Here is a 19,311-nt window from a genome sequence, read left to right as displayed (position 1 = left end):
CACGTCTATATTAGTTACGGATTAAGTAATCAAATGCACCTAAAGCTGCGTTTGCACCTGAACCCATAGAGATGATGATTTGTTTGTACGGATTATTTGTACAGTCACCTGCAGCAAACACTCCTGGTACGTTTGTAGCGCCGTGCTTGTCTGTTACGATTTCACCGCGAACGCGTTCAACTGTTTCGCCTAACCAGTCTGTGTTTGGAACAAGACCGATTTGTACGAATACACCTTGTAATTCAACGTGATGAACTTCTTCAGTTTCACGATCGATGTAAGAAATACCGTTTACTTTATCAGTACCAGTAATTTCTTTCGTTTGAACGTTTTTCAGAACAGTTACGTTTGGTAAGCTGTTAAGACGTTCTTGTAATACAGCATCAGCTTTTAATTCTGGCATGAATTCAAGAACAGTTACGTGATTAACAATACCTGCTAAGTCGATAGCTGCTTCAATACCAGAGTTACCTCCGCCAATAACTGCTACGTCTTTTCCAGTGAATAATGGACCGTCACAGTGTGGGCAGTATGCTACACCTTTATTTTTGAACTCAGCTTCACCTGGTACGCCAACATTACGCCAGCGAGCACCTGTTGAAACGATTACGCTTTTACTTTTCAGAATAGCGCCGTTTTCAAGTTCCACTTCAATAAGTTCTTTTTTCTCTAAACGTTTCGCACGTTGTAGATTCATTACATCGATGTCATATTCTTTAACGTGCTCTTCAAGACTTGCTACTAGCTTAGGACCTTCAGTGCGTTTTACGCTGATGAAGTTCTCAATACCCATAGTATCCATTACTTGACCACCGAAGCGTTCAGCAACGATACCAGTGCGGATTCCTTTACGTGCTGCATAAATTGCTGCACTTGCACCAGCAGGGCCGCCACCAACAACAAGAACATCGTATGGATCTTTATCAGAAAGCTCTGATGCATCTGGACCGTTACCCATTTTAGCTAAAATTTCTTCAAGTGTCATACGACCGCTTCCGAAAGATTCGCCGTTTAGGAAAACTGTTGGTACTGCCATGATGTCTTTGCTTTCTACTTCCTCTTTGAATGCAGCGCCATCAATCATAGTATGTGTAATACCAGAATTAAGAACGCTCATTACGTTAAGAGCTTGTACAACATCAGGACAGTTATGACAACTTAGGCTGATATAAGATTCAAAATGATATTCGCCTTGAATGTTTTTAATTTGATCGATTAATTTTTGTTCAACTTTTGGAGCGCGTCCACTTACTTGTAGTAAAGCTAACACTAATGAAGTAAATTCGTGTCCTAATGGAATACCAGCGAATACGACACCAGTGTCTTCACCAGGGCGGTTTACGCTAAAGCTTGGTGTTCTCTCTAATTCAACTTTTTCTACTGTAATCTTAGATGACATAGTAGCTAATTCGTCTACTAGAGCTAACATATCTTTAGATACGTCATCGTCTCCTGCGCTTACTTTAAGTAAAATATCGTTCTCCATTAATTGAAGATATTGGGATAGTTGTGTTTTTATATCTGCATCTAGTATCATTTTGATCGAACTCCTTAGATTTTGCCTACAAGGTCAAGGCTTGGTTTAAGTGTTGCAGAACCCTCTTGCCATTTAGCTGGGCAAACTTCACCTGGGTTGTTACGTACGTATTGAGCTGCTTTAATTTTGTTAACAAGAATGCTTGCGTCACGGCCGATACCGTCAGCATTGATTTCCATAGATTGGATAACGCCGTCTGGATCGATGATGAATGTACCACGAGCAGCAAGACCTTCTTCTTCCATTAAAACGTTGAAGTTTGTAGTGATTGTGCGAGTTGGGTCACCAATCATGATGTACTCGATTTTACCGATAGTTTCTGAGCTATCATGCCATGCTTTGTGAGTGAAGTGAGTGTCTGTAGATACAGAGTATACTTCAACGCCTAACTCTTTAAGAGTTGCATATTGGTTTTGTAAGTCTTCAAGTTCAGTTGGGCAAACGAATGTGAAGTCAGCTGGGTAGAAACAAACTACACTCCATTTTCCTTTTAAACTTTCGTCAGTAACTTGGATAAATTCTCCATTATGGTAAGCATTAGCTTTAAACGGTTTTACTTCTGTGCCGATTAATAACATATTAAAATTCCTCCTAAATGTTGGTTTTGAGCATCAAAAAATAGTGTGCTCATAAAATATATTTTTTAATTAACTATAATAATTCTAATTCGATATTAATTATCATATAGAAGTGGTTATTTTGTCAAGAGAATAAACGAACTTTATATCAATTTAATTAATATTTATTCTCAATTAAGGATAACAGGGAATTGAAAGGTAACTTTAAGTTTATAAATTTTCAATGAGTGCTTGAAAGAGTAGTGTGTATGTTAGAGATATGATGTAAGTATAAATTCTTAGGAAGGAAATATTTCTTAGAAGTTGTCTTTTTGAAAAGGAACTGCGTATTTCTATTTTACAAAGAATTGTGTGATAAATAAAATAAAATGAACTAGAATCTTTTTGAACAATTTTTGTCCTCTCAAATATATAATTAGGAAGCATATTGCAATGATATAGAAACATTGACTCAAGATATTAACAAGATATAATAAAACCTAGATATACATTTCAAAAAGAAGAACATATATTATAGGATGAAAGATTTAATCCTATTATTTTTTATAGCTTTTAGAAAACGCTTACAATTAGTGTGGAGGGGAAACCATGTCTAAGTTCACGAAGTATTTTTTAATGGAAGCTAGCGATGTGATTGTATATGTGAAAGAGAAATTATGTAAGTTTGAACATGCAAAGGGGCTAAAGTGTAAAGAAATAGGTGATGGATTGGTTACAATCGACAATGGTGGAGGTAATTGATTTATTTAAGAAGAAGTTTTTAGACGCTTGGGATATTCATGTGCCAGAGATTATGGCGAAGGAAGAAGGCTTTAACGAAATCTATTTACAATCTGTATTAGAGGATACAGCTGCGGTGACGGGTCTTGAGTTAATTCGTCGTATTGTTGGGCTAGCGAAAGTAAAAGACATTACTTGTATTGAGAATGAGGAATCACGTGCTAGAGCGGAACGTATTTGTCTTCAAGTTGCAAAGAAATTTATTTTACGAGCGAATCAATATAAAACAGGTACAAGCTTTGTAGAAACGTTAAACGAACAGTCAATGCACTACGCGAAGTAAGGGGAGAAGATGATGGAAGAGCAATTAATACCAATCCAGTGGAAAGAGATGCTTCTGAAGTGATCAATCGCTTCGGGCAATATTCTGCTCCGAAAGAAAGTAAAGTATATAATCCAGCATTTGATGTCACGCCATATGAAAATGTAACAGCGATTATTACGGAAAAAGGGATTGTAAAAGCACCGTTTACAGAGAACTTAAAAAAGCTATTTCAATAAGTAGATAGAGTTAAAAAGTCAGTCATCATAAGCTTCATACTGAGGGGGATGTATATGTTATTACAAAAAGAAAGAGAAGAAATTGTAGCGTATGGAAAGAAAATGATTTCTAGCGGTTTAACAAAGGGGACAGGCGGTAATATTAGTATTTTCAATCGCGAGCAAGGTCTTGTTGCCATTAGCCCAAGTGGTTTAGATTATTATGAAACGAAGCCTGAAGATGTAGTTATATTAAACTTAGATGGCGATGTAGTAGAGGGAGAGAGAAAACCATCGAGCGAACTCGATATGCACCTTATTTATTATAGAAAGCGTGAAGATATAAATGCGCTTGTGCATACACATTCTCCTTATGCGAAGACGATTGCATCATTAGGATGGGAACTGCCCGCAGTATCGTATTTAATTGCTTTCGCAGGCCCTAATGTTCGTTGTGCACCGTATGAAACATTTGGTACGAAGCAATTAGCAGAGGCGGCTTTTGAAGGGATGATTGATCGCCGTGCTGTTTTACTTGCGAATCACGGTTTAATTGCAGGTGCAAATCATATAAAAATGGCATTTACCGTTGCAGAAGAAATTGAGTTTTGTGCACAAATTTATTATCAAACGAAAAGCGTCGGAGAGCCTAAGTTATTGCCAGAAGATGAGATGGAGAATTTGGCGAAGAAGTTTGAAGGGTATGGACAGCAGTAAAGTTAATTATTGATTAAAAATAGCCGTGAAAGAAATTATATACACGGCTATTTAGATTTTAAATTATTTAGATATATTTTTTAGCTGAGAATCTAATTTCCAGAAACCAATTCCAGAGAATAATGCTGCTAATGAACCAATAATGGCAGCAATACCGATATCTCCGAACATCATGCCTCCCATTAATATACCGAAAATGCCAATTAAGATAAGAATAATAGCGATAGCTTTCATTTAGTAATACTCCTTTTAAGTATGAATTTAATACATAAGAATATAACATTATTAAAATGTTTAATCAAAGTCTTATCAGTATTTTTTTTATCTTAAGACGATTAAGGGTGTGACTATTAGTTAGAAGATGAATCTTTAAAATCTTGATTAGAAAAGGAGAATAATTGATTTAGAGAGCATTACGATGATTATGTTTTGAATGGATATTTATTCCTGTTTTTCGTATAATAAAATCATTGAAATCCTGTTATTAAGATGAAAGGATGAATGGAGTTTGGGGAATAGTGAAATGTTAATGAATCAATTATTTCAGGGAATACAGTCTACTAATGATAGTTTGGAAGAAAAGATTATTTTACCGAATTTGACTGGCGGATATGATTTGAAAAGCAGAAGCGGAGAAGTGGTCGCGGAGTATCAGCCGTCTCCTGTTGAAGGTGGTGGCGTTATAATGGATGGTCATGGAGAAACAATTGCTCGTGTTCAAGAGAATGCGTATGATGGAACGACCTTTGATTTTGGAGGTGGACATACCGTTTCTTCTAGCCAAAATATGTATGGTGGGGAAACTTTTCATGATAATGTTGAAGGGATAATAGGGTACTCACAGCCTAATAGTTCGGGTGGCTTAACAATGAATACAGCTACAGGAGAAAAATTATATGATATGAACTCGAATCCACTAGGGGAAGGGATGACAATTGATACAAGTCCAGAATTCATATCCCCGAATATAGATATAGATGTGATTGATACTACTCATTTGGACGCTTTAGATGTAGTGAATAGTGTTGTGGATATAACGGATGCGGGTTCTATTTTGTCTACGTCTGTAGATGGATTAGATATTTTAGATTTGTTGGGGAATCTGTTTTGAGTTATATAAAAGAAAAAGAGCAAGCTGATAATCCAGTAGAGCTGTATTTAGAAACCAAAAAACAATTATATGAGCAACTTACTCATAATGTAGCAGAAGAAATTGAATCTTTTGTCGAGAGAGTAGGAGAGGCACTTTTCCAAAAAATTCATGAAAGTATTGAAAAACGGAATAAAATGCTAGAAGAAGAAGTCTTTAAGCCCTTACAAAATCCAGATAATAAAGAAATGTATTCACAATATATTACCCGTTTTTTTCAATTAACTCAGGTGGGCGAAATTAGAGATGAGCTGAAGGGGATACTAAGTTTTCCATATTTAGGGAAAGTGTATTATGAATTTCTTGAAGAAATATCAAAAAATCAACATGGACATTTATTTAAAAAATTATATTTTACAGGTAATGTTTTTGAGGGGTTAAAGAAAAGAATGAACCTTTCAATGGATACCACGATTAAAAACTTTCAAAATTACTATGAGGCATATGGTCAATATACAGAATTATTAAGAGATATACAAAGTAGGCTTCCAGGGAAAAAAATTGTGCAGCTTGTATCACAAATAATGGCATCGTTAATTATGGGGTTTGGAGGCTCCTTCTTAGTTAAAGGACTTGCAAAATTATTAGACCCAGATGCTTTAAAAATAGTAAACGCGCAAGAGAATGTACGACAAATGTGGGATAAATATAATGAACAGTTGAAGGTGGATCTGGAACAATTAAAAACCCATTATAAGTATGTTCAATTGAGTTTATATGGTGGCGCATTTGTAACTGTTAATAAGCAGCTGAAAAAGAGTGGCATAGAATTTCAAAAGTTATATTTGCAAGATAACGTTTATAAATTGCAATTAATTAAAGGTGAGCAAGGACAAGTAGTAACATGGGCAATAGAAACGATTTCTCATATACAATCTTTATTACAGAAAAAAGAAATTGACAAAGCAGTCCAAGTATCTAACCAGTTTTATCAACACGTTAGCAAGTATCCAATTATGGAACGAACAATTATAAAGAATGGGAAAAGTATTAAATATTATGCGAACTTATTAAAATTTGCAGCGCTTATGTGCAAATCGTTAGAACTATACGAAAAAGAAAAGGATACTTTTATCACCTTTACTGCAGAGTTATTTAAACAATTACCGATGGTAGTTTATGATCATGATCTTAGGAATTTAGGTTTGATGACAAGGACTGAGTTTACAATGAAATTTTTGCATCATGGTTTGAAAGAGAATCAAAAATTAAATCTGATTTTGGACTATGAAATGCGTATGGTTAAACGAAAAGATGAGCATGATTTATATCCTGGTGAAGAATTAAAAGAGTTTAGCTCTTCTCAATACCTTGCTATTTTGCTTGCTCGATTTATGAAATCGAAGCGTCAGAAAGTAAATTCTTTTTACCGAATATCACAAAATGAAGAGGTACCATTCGCTGTTATGATTAGTTTGAAAAGATTGTATAAAAAGACACAGGGATGGGATTCTTTCTATAAATATTTACTCGCTTGTACAACTAATGAAAGACTTTCAAAGACCTTCAATAAGGTGAAAGGTGTACTACAGGTTATAAAAAAAGATAAAAGAATCTATATTCCACTTGGCATGGTTATATTGATGCTATTTGGTATAAGTGGAATGTACTTGATGAAAGAGGACAATAACAGTGCTTGGCATGGAGAGAAAATAGTATGGCGTAGTAATGGAGAGAAGAGTTCTTCTCAAGAAAATACTACTCTTGCAAAAGAATCGGATGCAGATAAGTCAATTCCATCAATATCGGTGAATGATAGCGCTGGTTCTTCTTATAATTTTAAAGTTAAAACAAAGCAAGAACTAAAACAGGTTCTAGAAACAGCTTTAATTGACGGGAATTTGGGACCATTTGGATTGAATGTGATTGGACAAGAACAATCTGCAGTGAAACAAGAATTTGGTACACCTGATGCTTTACAGGAAGCAAAGTGTACAGCTTGTGATGCAGCTAATACTGTTACTTATGGTGATTATAACCTGGATATGTTTCCTTCAAAAGTTAACAGAATTTGGTTACATATGAATATTCCTGTAAATGAGTTAAAGAGTTGGTTAGGTGAGCCGTATGGAATAGAAGAAGGGATAGATAGTGATGCCCTTGTATACCGCAAGGAGGGCTACGCTATCTATTTCAGTGTCGCTGATGGTTTTGTAAAACGCGTTGATATGTATAAAAGTGAATAAAATGCTGGAGATAAAAATACCCTCAAGATTTCATTCTTGAGGGTGTTTTTTACGCCTTCTTAAGCAACAAATACATAAAGTAAGGAGCACCAATTAAAGCGACAACAATACCTGCCGGAATACCGTTAGGCTCAACGATATTTCGTCCGATTGTGTCTGCTAATAGTAATAGCCATCCGCCAATTAAAAGGGCGATAGGCATGAAGATTTGATGCCTTGGACCTACTAAAGATTTTGCGATGTGAGGAGCCATTAGTCCAATAAAGCTAATTCCTCCTGTTACGGAAACAGCTGCAGCTGCAAGCGCAACGGCCGCCACTAATAAGTATCTGCGTTCTTTTTCAATTTCAATTCCAACGCCAATTGCGACCGGTTCGTTTAATGCTAGAATGTTTAATCGGTTTGCCTTATAGAAAACAAACGGAATGAATACGATTAACCATGGAAGCATTGCTAAAACAAAGATCCAGTCATCTCCCCAAATGTTACCGGCAATCCATTTGGCGATAAAGTCCACTTTCATACGATCTGCGGATGAAATAAGGACAATCATCATTCCAGATAGTGCAAATGCAAAACCGATACCGGTTAATGTTAATCGCACCGGCTGAAGTCCAGTTGATTTACTATATGAAAATACGTAGATTAGAACAGCTGTTAGAAATGCTCCAATAAATCCAACGACAGGTAGTAAGTAAAGAAATGAACCTACATCTATTGGAAAGTATAAGAAGAAAATAGCAACAGCAACACCGGCCCCAGAGTTGATTCCGAGAATACCAGGTTCAGCTAAATCATTTCGGGTAAGTCCTTGCAGAATAGCTCCTGATAAAGCGAGAGCCATACCAGCTAATAATGTAATGACAATTCTAGGGAGTCTTAATGAGTATAAAACGAACTCCTCTTTAAAAGTTCCTTGTCCCATTAATGTTGGGAGTAGTCGATCATAAGATAAAGATGCTGAACCGAGCCCCATTCCAATTACAATAGTTGTAATGGTTAGGATAAGTAAAGCGAGTATAATAAGACGTTGTTTTCTTAGAATAGATGGGATCATGAGAACATTTTTCCTCCTTTACGTACAATGAATAGGAAGAATGGTAATCCTACAATTGCGACAATAGCAGCAACTGGTGTTTCGTACGGAGCGTTAATGGTACGTCCGATTGTATCTGCAAGTAGCATAAAGGAAGCCCCAGCAATTGCTGACATCGGTATAACAAATCGGTAATCTGGACCGACAATTGGGCGTACCATGTGAGGTACCATTAAACCGATAAATGCCATATTTCCGACAAGTGCTACAGACGCACCTGCAAGTAAGATAATAATGATAAATAGAATGGTTTTAATAACAATAATTTTTTGACCTAGTCCAATAGCTACTTCTTCACTGAAACTAAGAACTGTCAATTTTTTTGCTAGTAAGATAGCGATAAAGATACTAATTGAAATGACTGGAATAATAATTTTTAATTGTCCCCAAGTTGTTCCAATTACGCCCCCAGCAGTCCAAAGTGATACCTCTTGTGAAATTTTAAAATAAATGCCGACACCTTCTGAAATTGCAAGCAAAAATGCTGAAACGGCAGCACCAGCTAATACAATTCGAAGAGGGGAGAGTCCACCTTTTTTCATCATGCCAATGCCAAATACCATAATTGCGCCAATTGCAGCACCTATAAAGCAAGCAAATGTTAAGTAAAGATAGCTGATGGAAGGGTTGAAGGCTAGCGTTAACGCAAGTGCAGCATTTGCTCCACCAGATAATCCTAATAATCCAGGGTCTGCAAGTGGATTTCGTGTTAATCCTTGCATAATTGCTCCAGAAACAGCAAGTCCAGCCCCTACAAAAATAGCAGCAACTTCACGGGGCAAACGTATTTCGCGAATAATAGATATTTTATCCCCTTTAGCGGAGGAAGTGAGTGCTAACCATACGTCTTTTATTGAAGTATCTGCAGCACCTAATACCATTGCCACCATAAAAATAAGAAAGAATGCAATTATGCTTAAAATTAATTTGTATGTAAAAGCTATAGAACGTGTATTGTCATGTTCTTTTGTCATTCGTTTCACATCTTTTCTTTTCATAGAATAAAGGAAGAGGAATTCTTAATTTAAGAATTCCTCATGTTTGTATTATTTACCAAGAAAGCTCTTCTTGAAGAAGTCTAGTTGGAAGTCTAATGTAAGTGGATCGTTGAAATAGAATTCCATCATGTTTGCTTCGTATACGCGATTATTTTTTACTGCTGGGATGTTTTTATATGATTCTGTCTCTTGGAATGAGTTATCAGTATCTTTGTTTTTACTTACGATTAAGTAATCACCAGCAAACTCAGGTAATACCTCAGTAGATAATGCGTAGTAACCTTCTTTTAATGCTTTTTCTTTTACTTTTTCAGGCATTTTTAATTTCATTTCTTGGTACAGAATTTCTGTTCCACGGCCCCAGTTCTCGCCGTATACATAAAGCTGCTTGTTGAAGTTTTCTACAACAGAAACTGTAGCATCTTCACCGATTTTTGCTTTAATTTCTTTACCAGCTTCTTGTGCACGTTTCTTGAAGTCATCAACCCAAGTTTTTGCTTCTTTTTCTTTGTTTAATAACTTACCAATTTCTAAATGCTGTGTTAAGTAATCAACTTTTCCGTAAGTGTATGTTACAGTAGGAGCGATTTTCTTTAACTTATCAACATTTTTAATATTTGATAAACCGATGATTAAATCTGGATTTAGTTCAGCGATTTTTTCAACATTTTCATCTGATACTTCAGCAACATCTTTAAGTTTGCTATCAAAACGTGGGTTTTGTTTAGACCATGAATCTACCCCAACAAGATTTACACCTAATGACATTACGTTACCAGCGAATGATGATAAAACAACAACGCGTTTTGGATTTGCAGGAACTTCTACTTTACCATTTTCAGATTGGTATGTAATTGTTTCTGATTTACTACCTTTTGCATCATTCTTTTTGTCTGTAGAGCTATTGCTACAAGCGCTCATAACAAGGACGAAAAGAACTGTTAGTGAAATAAATAACTTTTTCATCGTCTGTCTCCTTTAAATAGATGATATGTGTATACAATAATTTGTTTAACTGCAATCTTTTTGAAAGAGTAGTGGTAATACAAAATGTTTATTAAAAATTTTGAATGTGAGATGTCACAATATAGTATTAACCATACTAATAAAAGAAGATGTAATCTCAAATTTTCTAATTATTAACAAATTGATAATGATTATCACTATTGATTCATTAAATAATATAATTTTATCTAGTTGTATTGTCAATAGTAATTTTAATTGTAAATTTTGCGGAAACAGGTTATATTTTATTGAGAATGATAATCAATGATTAGTAGCTGAGGAGTGAGCACGAATGAATCGAGAAGAATTGTTTGATGTAACTGTGATAGGCGGAGGACCTGCAGGGCTTTATTCAGCTTTTTATAGTGGACTCAGAGAAATGAAAACGAAAATAATAGAATTTCAACCACAGCTAGGTGGAAAAATACATGTTTATCCAGAGAAGATGATTTGGGATGTAGGTGGACTATTACCAGTTACAGGTGATAAATTAATTGAGCAACTTGTACAACAAGGGTTAACATTTCAGCCGGAAGTTGTATTAAATACAAAAGTAGAATCGATTATTCGTAATAAAGATGGCACTTTTACGTTAAAAGCAAACGATGGAAAAGAACACTTTTCAAAAACAGTTATTGTGGCAACTGGAAGTGGTATATTGAAACCACAAAAGTTATCAATTGAAGGTGCTGAGCGATTTGAAGTATCGAATTTAAATTATACAGTGAAGTCTTTAAAGCGTTTCAAAGATAAAACGATCATTATTTCCGGCGGAGGAAATTCTGCCGTTGATTGGGCAAATGAATTAGAACCAATCGCGAAAAAAGTATATGTAACATATAGAAAAGAAGAATTATCTGGTCATGAAGCACAAGTGAAGCAACTGCTGAACAGCTCAGCTGAGTGTTTCTTTAATACATCGATTACAAAATTAATTGCTGGTGATAGTCATGAAGCGATTGAATATGTAGAATTAACGAATCATGAGACAGGTGAAGTTTCTCATTTACTGATTGATGAAGTTATTATTAATCATGGATATGAACGTGACATTACATTATTAGAAAATAGTGAGTTAGACGTTGCGATTATAGATAATTTTTATATTGCAGGGAATGCAAATAGTGAGTCTTCAGTAGACGGATTATATGCCGCTGGGGATATTTTAAAGCATGAAGGAAAATTACACTTAATCGCGGGAGCATTCCAAGATGCTGGAAATGCTGTAAATAAAGCGAAACAATTTATTCAGCCAGATGCAAGTGAGTATGGAATGGTTTCTTCGCATAATGAAGTATTTAAGAAGAGAAATCGTGAATTGATTAAACAGATGATGAAATAGTAAAGGAACAAGTATACCCCCATTTACTTCTCTATTCAAATGACGAGAGAGATAAATGGGGGTTTTCCTGTTTACTATATTTTCAATCATTATAATGACACCGGTTTCATCAGTTCATGTGAAATGAACGTTTTATTTGTAAATCCTCCTATAAAACAATGAATCTATGTTTTGCTGACGCAGAACAGTATTACATTATGCTGTTCCTTTAGCTCGTTCGTTAGGAAATGGCATATTTAATATAGAAGCAATGTACTGTTTTCCATGCATTCGAGCTAATGATTCTAATATTTGGCGAACACGTTTTGTAAGATGACCTTGTTTTTTTATTTCCTCACAATATGCGTCATAGAAAACGTATTTAGCCCAAAGGAAATCATCTTGTTGGAATAAGAAATGATTTTTGTACCATTCTCCAATTGTATGGTAACAATTGTTTTCCTGTATTGCTACGCTTTGAGAAAGAATACGATCAGATAAAGATGCAGTTAAATGAGAAATTGTGTTTTCTGTTTCAATTTGTAATGTTTTTTCTAACATTGTAATGATGTGACGAGTAGCCATATGTTAACTCTCCTTTGTGTAAATGGGTAATACCATTCTATATTTAAAAAATTCTTACTATATACTATTATACAATATATGGAATGCATCTACCTGCTTTTTAGGTTGCATTTACAAAATCTTTTTTATTTGTTTACAAAAATAAAGTAAGATACAGTATATAGGAAAAAATAATAAAGGAATGAACGAGTTGTATATAACAGTAGAAGAAGCTGCGGAGTATTTGAATTTACCAAAGTCGTATATTGAAGAGTTAATTCAGCAAAAGAAAATTCGTGCACTATTTGATGGAGAGCAATATTTATTAAATAAAGAACAATTCAATACACATTTAGAACAAATGGAGAAATATAAGCAATTAGTGGAAGAAATATTGAACGAACCCATTCCAGAAGATATGGATGTTAAAGACGAAGATTAAACTATGGGAAATCCCTTATGAAGATATGCAGAAATGTATCTTCATAAGGGATTTTTTGTTTAAAGATATTAAAGCATAAGGAGTTGTTAGCCTTTCTTCAAATTTTGATAGGTAGTAGTCTACCATGTTAAAAGCATATTTTTTTCTAGCTAGGACAAACATAGAGAACGTAACCTGTACAGATACATATACTATCAGTGCAAAAGCTTATAAATTAATGGAAGGGGTTTTCTCGTGAGTTTATTTCATTGTGATTTCTTGGAAGATTTAATTGGATCTTTTGTGAGAGTAAACAGGGGTGGTCCAGAATCTCAAAAAGGAACAATAGTCGCAGTATGTTCGGATTACTTTGTATTAAAGAATGAAAAAGGAGAGCTCTATTACTATCAGATTCGTCATCTGAAAAGCGTTACAAAAAATGTGAAAGATTGTAAAGCAGATGATTGTGGATGGTTGGAATGTGAGTGTGAAGGTGACTTTGAAAAGCTACTTCAAAGCTTCAAATATCATTGGGTGAAAATTAATCGTGGTGGCCCAGAGAAAGTTGAAGGTATCTTACAAGATGTTTCTTGTGAGTTTGTGACATTAATTGTAAAAGAAGAAGTTATATTAGTTGCAGTACCTCATATTAAGAGTGTCACAGTAGCGTGCGAAGAGAGCGAAGAAAGTAATAATGAAAGCTGTTGTTCAGGTCGAGAGCGCGCACAAAGACCATCAAGTAGAGGAAGATAATAAGAAAGGAGGATATGAATTTGGAGAGTGTATTATGCTGTGAGCAAATTAAGTGCTTAGTTGGTGAGACTGTAAAAGTAAATCTTCGTGGCCCAGAGAGTCGAGTGGGGGTACTTGTATCGTTAGGAAGAGATTACCTTACATTACAACTCCCTCTTGGTGAATTAGTATATTACCAATTGAAACACGTGAAGAGTCTAGTTAAGAAAGTGAAAGAAAGTAAATGTGATGATTGCTATGTTTCATGTTTCTGCTCTGATGATGATACTTTTGTCGATGTATTATGTGACTTGAAGTATAAGTGGGTAAAGATTAATCGTGGCGGCCCAGAGTGTGTAGAAGGCTTATTAAGTGAAGTGCATGAGGAATGTATTACACTAGTAAACTGTGATGAGGTCATTTATATCATTAATTATCATATTAAGAGTGTGAGTCAAGTAGTTAAATGTAAAAAGAATGAAGATGAATAATGTTTAATAAATAAGAGGGGCATTATGAGGGAAAGAGAAGAACAATTTCTTATTTCGATAGTATGAAAAGGAATTACTTACTATTAAGACAGAACTTTGCCCTGATTATTTTTTTACCGAAGACAGAAAAGAAGAAATTCATAGGAAGGAGGATATAGATGAATGAGTTGAATAAAAATATTGGAGAAAATATATATATTAAATTAATCGGTGAAAAAAGATTTAAAGGTGTATTAATAGACGTAGGAAATGATATCGTTGTTCTTTACAATGGACAAGACTACGTATATATATCTTTATATCATGTACAACATTATAAAATTTTACGACCACATGATGAAGAAGTAGCAAAACCAGATGTTGATTCTGTCATTAAGAGAGAATCTCCTTCAATTTCTTTGAGGAAAGTATTAAGTACTTCTAAAGGGATTTTTACAGAAATTTATGTAGCTGGAAATGCTCCAATACATGGATATGTTACAAGTGTAATGAACGATTATATCGTTTTTTATAGCCCGGTTTATAAAACAGTGTATATATCTTTAAAGCATTTGAAATGGTTAATTCCGTATAAAGAAAATCAAGTGCCTTATGCCCTCAATAAAAATGAACTCCCCGTGAATCCATTAAATATTACGTTAGCTCGAACTTTTGAAGAACAGCTTATTAAAATGGCTGGCAAAATCATGGTGTTCGATTTAGGTGAGGAATCTAATAAAATCGGAAAGATGGCAAAAATTGATGAAGGTCATATTGAAATATTAAAGGCGCGTGATGCGAAAATGTATGTAAATATTCAACATGTAAAATCTGTCCATTGTCCGTAAGTTAATTGAAAGGGCTGGCTTTTTCTTTTATATGTAGAAGAAAAGGTCGAGCCTATTTGTTTAGGTCGATTTGAATATGAGGGAAAAAATGAATTGAATATAAATATGTTAGTATGACTGTTGAAGAGGAAATTTTGTGCGAAATTATAAAAAATATGTACGAGCTATCTTTTGATGTATTCAATTTATTTTTTTGAGGGAGAACTGCTTAACTAATATATTAAAGGGGTTTTGTTGGTGGAGCAGTTTCCAAATTCGTTATCGATTACATTACTTGGCAGTGCTGGTGGAGCAGCAAAAGCAGTTTTAGCGATTTTAAATCAAGCGATAGTAAATGAAAAAGACCCGATTTATGAAGTGATAAAGAATGTTACATTTTATTTGGTTGATATAAAACAAAAAGATAGGACGTATTATGACGAGTTGTTTCCAAATTTGAAAGATCAATTGTTTTTATCCGAAATAGACCTCCAAGATGTAGTGACATTTAAAAAGCATTTAAAAGAAAGTAGTACGAGCGTTGTTATTGATGTTTCGGGGGCAGATACGATCAGAGTATTAAGCTGTTGTAATGAACTTGGAATTTGTTATATTAATTCAGCTTTGGAAAACGAGGCAGTAGATCAGGATGATAGTTTAATCGGCTTTCAGCTTACGGAAAGATATACGAGATTTGAGAAGGAAAAAGATAAATTTACAAATACAAAAGCAATTATAGGCTCAGGTATGAATCCAGGTGTCGTTCAATGGATGGTTGTTGAACTTATGAAGGAACGCCCGAATGAAAAGCCAAGAGCATGCTATATAGTAGAACATGATACGTCATTTTTGAATGATACAGCACTGATAAAGCCTCATACACTGTATGCTTCATGGGCAGTAGAGCGATTTCTAGATGAAGCGATATGGAGTTATCCGATGTATATGAGTCATCATCGTCCTCTTTACTTTTATGAAGATGTATATGCTTCATAAAAGTAAAGTTGGGAGAGAAAGAGTTTTATGGTTGTTTGATGCCGCATGAGGAAGTTTTAATTTTAGGGAAAAACTTTAACATGGAAGTAGGGTTTCTTTATCGAATTAACGAGTATACAACAAATATAATTAGACAGAATTTAGATAAGGTAGAAGATCTATGGAATTGGAATCGTAAAGTATTTAATCCAGCTGAAGAAGAGATTGCGGGCGAGGATCTAGTCGGTGTATTACTCGTTTATGAAAATAGCGAGACCTATATGTATAACGTGATGAATAGCAGTCAAGTTTTTCATAAATATAAAACGAATGCGACATACTTCCAAGTAGGATGTGGCATTTATGCTGGCTTGTGTAGTTTACTGTTCGATAACTTTAAACAAGGTGCCTATTATGTAGAGGAATTATTACTAAATACAGAAAGTAAGTACGGAGAATATTTGAATTTATATATGAATGATTTTGTAGTTGGTGGAAATGACTTTACGGATGGATTGCTACATGATCGAGTAAGGTGGATATAAATTGTGATGAAAAGGAAGGGGAAATCTCCTTCCTTTTCGCGTTATAAACGTACATATTGTCCTGAAAGTAATTTCCTTATCATTTAATGAGATAATATGTAGAGTTTTTGTATTGATCATGAGGAGTAGCAAGGAAGTATTGCGATTCAAAGTAGCGGAGAGCTAGGAATGAAAGTGGAGATTTTTTTACCGATAGCATAATGCGCTAGAAGAAAATATTTTTCAGAAAAGTGTTCTTGTTGCGTAAATATAAACATTTTATAAAATGTTTCGAGAAGGGTTTTTTTTATAAAATACTTCGTTTATAATGGAGGAAAATATCGACATGAGATTTGTTATTCATGTAACGGTTCGGTAGTGTTAGAAAAAGAAGGGGTGCACGCGCATCCTTTTTTCTATGCAGATATTATGAAAGAGGTGGTATGATGGAATTAACATTAAATTCGACTGTATGCTTGCACACGATTCAATTTCGAAAAGAGCAAAAGAATTATATTGTAAAAGATACAATTACAGGAGAAAAATATGAAATGCCGCCACTTTGGATTGATGCATTGGCAATGATGCGTGACGGTTTTTTATTAGGGGAAATTGAGGAGAAATTAAAAGAAGAGTATCCGGAAGAAGAAATAAATATGTTAGCATTTACGAGGCAACTGTTAGAGCTAGAGCTTGTCGGAATGGTCGATGGGGAAGAAATAGCTTGTACAAAGAAGAAAGAGAAAGATTATTTAGCTTGGTTACGTCCTCGCGTTGAGCAATTCTTTCTTAGTTTAAATAAAAGAAATAGAAGCAAAGGTCAATGATGATCTTTGCTTTTTTGTATAGTTTGTTTAAAAAATTACAGCGAATGCTCTTGCGAAAGCACCGTCGCTATTTTTAATTTTTAAAGGTGCTGCTGAGAAAAAGAAACGTTTCGCATTAATGGCATCTAAGTTTGTTAAGTTTTCGATTAAATAAATATTATTCCCAAGTAGTATGTGATGAATCGGTGATGTTTCTGTCGTTACCTCGTCAGGAGAAATGAAATCTAAACCGACAGATTTTACTTTTAATTGAACTAATTCTTCAGCTAATTCTTCGGAAAGATAAAAGGCTTCTTGTTCATACGCTTCTGTATTCCATTTATTAGATAGGTTGGAATGGAAAATGACAATATCACCTTCTTTTATGTCAGCATTGTGTAATACTTCTTTAGGTAGTTTTCGTTCTTGTACATGAGTTACATCAATAAGAACAGCTTCACCTACAAATTGATCTAGGGGCAATTGATCAATAGTCGTTGCGCCTGAAATGAAATGAGCAGGAGCATCACAATGTGTACCAACATGAACGACAGAATGAAAATCTGTAACTTGATATCCTGTCTCTTCAACACTTGTAATGGCTTCTAAATTGATTTTTGGTGTTCCAGGAAATTGAGACATATTGTTTTCAAATGTTTGGGATAGGTCAATTACTTTCACTTTAAATACCTCCAAGTATATATTTTGAAATATAAAAAACTCACCTTTCATAATCAAGAAAGATGAGTTTTGCACACAATAGTTACGTTTTATCTTTCAAAATGCAATGCATTTTGCAGGAATTAGCACCTATTCAGTTTGTATAAACTGAGGTTGCTGGGCTTCAAAGGGCCGATCCCTCTGCCTCTCTTGATAAAGGTATATTCAATTTAAAGTTCGGAATTTTCGTGATAATAAAATTGTAATTCATTTCCTTTTTCTGTGCAACACAAAATAGGTATTCACCCAAATAAAGTTGCTCGCATATTGTAGCTTATGTAAATAGAATGCTGCGAAGGAGTGAGTGCAGTGACAGGGAATGTATTGAATTATTATGCTGGTGGAAATACAGCTAGAGGATTTCATAATTTATATGAAGAGAATTTAAAAGGACTAAACAGATTATTTATTTTAAAGGGTGGACCTGGAACGGGAAAATCTTCTTTAATTAAGGTAATAGGTCGTGAATGGGTTGAAAAGGGATATGATATTGAATTTTTACACTGTTCTTCTGATAATAAATCGGTTGATGGTGTCATTATCCCGAAGTTAAAAGTAGGAATTGTTGATGGAACATCACCGCATGTTATTGAGCCAAAAATGCCAGGAGTTGTCGAGGAGTATATTAATTTAGGAATTGCTTGGGATTCAGATAAGTTAAGAAAGCAGAAAGTGGAAATTGAACGATTTGTTTCAGAAGCAAGCAAAGCTTTTCAAGCTGCTTACGCTCGTTTTAACGAGGCATTAGTTATACATGATGAGTGGGAGAAAATATATATTAGTAATATTGATTTTAATAAAGCGAACGAACTAACCGAGCAGCTCATTCAGAAATTATTTACAGATAAAGTTGGGAAACAATCGCTTGTGAAACATCGGTTTTTAGGAGCAGCTACACCGAAAGGAGCAGTTGATTTTGTTCCTAACTTAACAGAAGGATTACCACATCGTTATTTTATAAAAGGACGCCCAGGTTCTGGGAAATCAACAATGCTCAAAAAATTAGCTAAGGTAGCAGAAGAAAAAGGATTTGAAGTTGAAGTATATCATTGTGGGTTTGATCCAAATAGTCTTGATATGGTTATCGTAAGAGAATTAGGGTTTGCGATTTTCGATAGCACCGCACCACATGAATATTTTCCGAGCCGTGAAGGTGATGAAATTATAGATATGTATGCCCTTATTGTAACACCAGGGACGGATGAGAAGTATGCGGAGGAAATTCGTGACGTCTCTATTCAATATAAAGCAAAAATGAATGAGGCGATGTCTTTTTTAGCGAAAGCGAAATCAGTTCGTGATAAATTAGAACGAATTTATATTGCTGCTATGGATTTTTCAAAAGTAGATGCATACAAAGAGGAGATTCAAAAAGAGTTTGAACGAATTGCGGTTAGTGTAACTGAAAAGAACAAGTAAAAAAT

General features: G+C 34.6%; 19 protein-coding genes, 3 pseudogenes and 1 riboswitch. Of the genes and pseudogenes, 14 read left to right on the top strand and 8 right to left on the bottom strand.

Annotation, left to right across the window (positions count from 1 at the left end; genetic code table 11):
• Positions 1-10: 10 nt before the first annotated feature.
• Positions 11-1,537 (bottom strand): alkyl hydroperoxide reductase subunit F, encoded by a 1,527-nt coding sequence (ahpF, locus tag PDQ68_RS18115; protein ID WP_000599493.1) that lies wholly within the window; start codon positions 1,535-1,537, stop codon positions 11-13.
• Positions 1,538-1,551: 14 nt separating this feature from the next.
• Positions 1,552-2,115: an alkyl hydroperoxide reductase subunit C gene (gene ahpC, locus PDQ68_RS18110; RefSeq protein ID WP_000924422.1), complete on the bottom strand. Its 564-nt coding sequence runs from the start codon at positions 2,113-2,115 to the stop codon at positions 1,552-1,554.
• Positions 2,116-2,703: 588 nt separating this feature from the next.
• Here ahpC and PDQ68_RS18105 point away from each other — a divergent pair.
• From PDQ68_RS18105 to PDQ68_RS18090, 4 genes and pseudogenes are all read left to right on the top strand, one after another.
• Entirely contained in the window at positions 2,704-2,856 is a 153-nt protein-coding gene (locus PDQ68_RS18105; protein ID WP_073530559.1) for a 5-methylthioribose kinase, read from the top strand.
• Positions 2,819-3,178, top strand: a pseudogene (locus PDQ68_RS18100) (5-methylthioribose kinase); the annotation flags it as partial. The gene PDQ68_RS18105 and the pseudogene PDQ68_RS18100, both read left to right, overlap by 38 nt.
• 41 nt (positions 3,179-3,219) lie before the next feature.
• Positions 3,220-3,396, top strand: a pseudogene (locus tag PDQ68_RS18095) (S-methyl-5-thioribose-1-phosphate isomerase); the annotation flags it as partial.
• A 54-nt stretch (positions 3,397-3,450) separates the two neighbouring features.
• Positions 3,451-4,092, top strand: coding sequence for an L-fuculose-phosphate aldolase (locus PDQ68_RS18090; protein ID WP_000926546.1), 642 nt, complete (start codon positions 3,451-3,453; stop codon positions 4,090-4,092).
• Between the two features lie 63 nt (positions 4,093-4,155).
• Here the strand turns inward: PDQ68_RS18090 and PDQ68_RS18085 are convergent, their stop codons facing one another.
• Positions 4,156-4,326, bottom strand: coding sequence for a hypothetical protein (locus PDQ68_RS18085; protein WP_000643652.1), 171 nt, complete (start codon positions 4,324-4,326; stop codon positions 4,156-4,158).
• Positions 4,327-4,600: 274 nt separating this feature from the next.
• On the opposite strand from PDQ68_RS18085, the gene PDQ68_RS18080 reads away from it, so the two are divergent.
• Both PDQ68_RS18080 and PDQ68_RS18075 read left to right on the top strand, forming a co-directional pair.
• Positions 4,601-5,203, top strand: coding sequence for a hypothetical protein (locus tag PDQ68_RS18080; RefSeq protein WP_014297624.1), 603 nt, complete (start codon positions 4,601-4,603; stop codon positions 5,201-5,203).
• Complete coding sequence (locus PDQ68_RS18075; protein ID WP_061183774.1) at positions 5,200-7,428, top strand: hypothetical protein; 2,229 nt, start codon at positions 5,200-5,202, stop codon at positions 7,426-7,428. The genes PDQ68_RS18080 and PDQ68_RS18075 overlap by 4 nt, the downstream gene beginning before the upstream one ends.
• A 49-nt stretch (positions 7,429-7,477) precedes the next feature.
• Here the strand turns inward: PDQ68_RS18075 and PDQ68_RS18070 are convergent, their stop codons facing one another.
• From PDQ68_RS18070 to PDQ68_RS18060, 3 genes are read right to left on the bottom strand one after another with little or no spacing between them, the layout of a single operon-like run.
• Positions 7,478-8,485, bottom strand: coding sequence for a FecCD family ABC transporter permease (locus PDQ68_RS18070; protein WP_000613093.1), 1,008 nt, complete (start codon positions 8,483-8,485; stop codon positions 7,478-7,480).
• Positions 8,482-9,522 carry a FecCD family ABC transporter permease gene (locus PDQ68_RS18065; protein WP_011039957.1) on the bottom strand — a complete coding sequence of 347 codons (1,041 nt, stop codon included), beginning with the start codon at positions 9,520-9,522 and terminating at the stop codon, positions 8,482-8,484. The genes PDQ68_RS18070 and PDQ68_RS18065 overlap by 4 nt, the downstream gene beginning before the upstream one ends.
• A gap of 48 nt (positions 9,523-9,570) precedes the next feature.
• The gene (locus PDQ68_RS18060) at positions 9,571-10,488 is read right to left on the bottom strand and encodes an iron-hydroxamate ABC transporter substrate-binding protein (RefSeq protein ID WP_016716332.1); all 918 of its coding nucleotides are present in this window, start codon (positions 10,486-10,488) and stop codon (positions 9,571-9,573) included.
• Between the two features lie 331 nt (positions 10,489-10,819).
• Between PDQ68_RS18060 and PDQ68_RS18055 the strand changes: the two genes are divergently transcribed.
• Positions 10,820-11,869, top strand: a complete 1,050-nt coding sequence (locus PDQ68_RS18055; RefSeq protein WP_061183775.1) for an NAD(P)/FAD-dependent oxidoreductase — start codon at positions 10,820-10,822, stop codon at positions 11,867-11,869.
• A gap of 195 nt (positions 11,870-12,064) precedes the next feature.
• Here PDQ68_RS18055 and PDQ68_RS18050 read toward each other — a convergent pair whose 3' ends face one another.
• The gene (locus tag PDQ68_RS18050; RefSeq protein ID WP_000235473.1) at positions 12,065-12,433 is read right to left on the bottom strand and encodes a hypothetical protein; all 369 of its coding nucleotides are present in this window, start codon (positions 12,431-12,433) and stop codon (positions 12,065-12,067) included.
• A gap of 181 nt (positions 12,434-12,614) precedes the next feature.
• On the opposite strand from PDQ68_RS18050, the gene PDQ68_RS18045 reads away from it, so the two are divergent.
• From PDQ68_RS18045 to PDQ68_RS18020, 6 genes and pseudogenes are all read left to right on the top strand, one after another.
• Positions 12,615-12,854 (top strand): helix-turn-helix domain-containing protein, encoded by a 240-nt coding sequence (locus PDQ68_RS18045; RefSeq protein WP_001004507.1) that lies wholly within the window; start codon positions 12,615-12,617, stop codon positions 12,852-12,854.
• Between the two features lie 234 nt (positions 12,855-13,088).
• Positions 13,089-13,586 carry a hypothetical protein gene (locus PDQ68_RS18040; RefSeq protein WP_016716333.1) on the top strand — a complete coding sequence of 166 codons (498 nt, stop codon included), beginning with the start codon at positions 13,089-13,091 and terminating at the stop codon, positions 13,584-13,586.
• A 20-nt stretch (positions 13,587-13,606) separates the two neighbouring features.
• On the top strand, positions 13,607-14,056 hold the full coding sequence (locus tag PDQ68_RS18035; RefSeq protein WP_000446703.1) for a hypothetical protein: 450 nt from the start codon (positions 13,607-13,609) through the stop codon (positions 14,054-14,056).
• Positions 14,057-14,214: 158 nt separating this feature from the next.
• Positions 14,215-14,883, top strand: coding sequence for an LSm family protein (locus PDQ68_RS18030; RefSeq protein ID WP_001004262.1), 669 nt, complete (start codon positions 14,215-14,217; stop codon positions 14,881-14,883).
• A 237-nt stretch (positions 14,884-15,120) separates the two neighbouring features.
• Positions 15,121-16,382, top strand: a pseudogene (locus tag PDQ68_RS18025) (S-adenosylmethionine decarboxylase related protein).
• A 425-nt stretch (positions 16,383-16,807) separates the two neighbouring features.
• Positions 16,808-17,188 carry a hypothetical protein gene (locus PDQ68_RS18020; RefSeq protein ID WP_000424113.1) on the top strand — a complete coding sequence of 127 codons (381 nt, stop codon included), beginning with the start codon at positions 16,808-16,810 and terminating at the stop codon, positions 17,186-17,188.
• A 27-nt stretch (positions 17,189-17,215) separates the two neighbouring features.
• On the opposite strand, the gene PDQ68_RS18015 is transcribed toward PDQ68_RS18020, so the two are convergent.
• Positions 17,216-17,848 carry a cyclase family protein gene (locus tag PDQ68_RS18015; protein ID WP_000862960.1) on the bottom strand — a complete coding sequence of 211 codons (633 nt, stop codon included), beginning with the start codon at positions 17,846-17,848 and terminating at the stop codon, positions 17,216-17,218.
• 86 nt (positions 17,849-17,934) lie between these two features.
• A riboswitch (SAM riboswitch) is annotated at positions 17,935-18,047 on the bottom strand.
• A gap of 149 nt (positions 18,048-18,196) precedes the next feature.
• Between PDQ68_RS18015 and PDQ68_RS18010 the strand changes: the two genes are divergently transcribed.
• Entirely contained in the window at positions 18,197-19,306 is a 1,110-nt protein-coding gene (locus tag PDQ68_RS18010) for a PRK06851 family protein (RefSeq protein WP_061183776.1), read from the top strand.
• Positions 19,307-19,311 lie beyond the last annotated feature (5 nt).

Origin of the sequence: Bacillus cereus group sp. Bc010, assembly GCF_027716745.1 — a bacterium.
Classification (GTDB): Bacteria; Bacillota; Bacilli; order Bacillales; family Bacillaceae_G; genus Bacillus_A; species Bacillus_A pacificus.
This window is presented reverse-complemented; position numbering and strand designations above follow the sequence as displayed.

What these genes read in the sequence shown, in the direction of transcription:
- PDQ68_RS18020 (WP_000424113.1), top strand. Translation starts at nt 16,808, where the DNA reads ATGGAATTAACATTAAATTCGACTGTATGCTTGCACACGATTCAATTT.
- PDQ68_RS18060 (WP_016716332.1), bottom strand. Translation starts at nt 10,488, where the DNA reads ATGAAAAAGTTATTTATTTCACTAACAGTTCTTTTCGTCCTTGTTATG.
- PDQ68_RS18090 (WP_000926546.1), top strand. Translation starts at nt 3,451, where the DNA reads ATGTTATTACAAAAAGAAAGAGAAGAAATTGTAGCGTATGGAAAGAAA.
- ahpF (WP_000599493.1), bottom strand. Translation starts at nt 1,537, where the DNA reads ATGATACTAGATGCAGATATAAAAACACAACTATCCCAATATCTTCAA.
- PDQ68_RS18070 (WP_000613093.1), bottom strand. Translation starts at nt 8,485, where the DNA reads ATGATCCCATCTATTCTAAGAAAACAACGTCTTATTATACTCGCTTTA.
- PDQ68_RS18045 (WP_001004507.1), top strand. Translation starts at nt 12,615, where the DNA reads ATGAACGAGTTGTATATAACAGTAGAAGAAGCTGCGGAGTATTTGAAT.
- PDQ68_RS18050 (WP_000235473.1), bottom strand. Translation starts at nt 12,433, where the DNA reads ATGGCTACTCGTCACATCATTACAATGTTAGAAAAAACATTACAAATT.
- PDQ68_RS18085 (WP_000643652.1), bottom strand. Translation starts at nt 4,326, where the DNA reads ATGAAAGCTATCGCTATTATTCTTATCTTAATTGGCATTTTCGGTATA.
- ahpC (WP_000924422.1), bottom strand. Translation starts at nt 2,115, where the DNA reads ATGTTATTAATCGGCACAGAAGTAAAACCGTTTAAAGCTAATGCTTAC.
- PDQ68_RS18105 (WP_073530559.1), top strand. Translation starts at nt 2,704, where the DNA reads ATGTCTAAGTTCACGAAGTATTTTTTAATGGAAGCTAGCGATGTGATT.
- PDQ68_RS18055 (WP_061183775.1), top strand. Translation starts at nt 10,820, where the DNA reads ATGAATCGAGAAGAATTGTTTGATGTAACTGTGATAGGCGGAGGACCT.
- PDQ68_RS18030 (WP_001004262.1), top strand. Translation starts at nt 14,215, where the DNA reads ATGAATGAGTTGAATAAAAATATTGGAGAAAATATATATATTAAATTA.
- PDQ68_RS18065 (WP_011039957.1), bottom strand. Translation starts at nt 9,522, where the DNA reads ATGAAAAGAAAAGATGTGAAACGAATGACAAAAGAACATGACAATACA.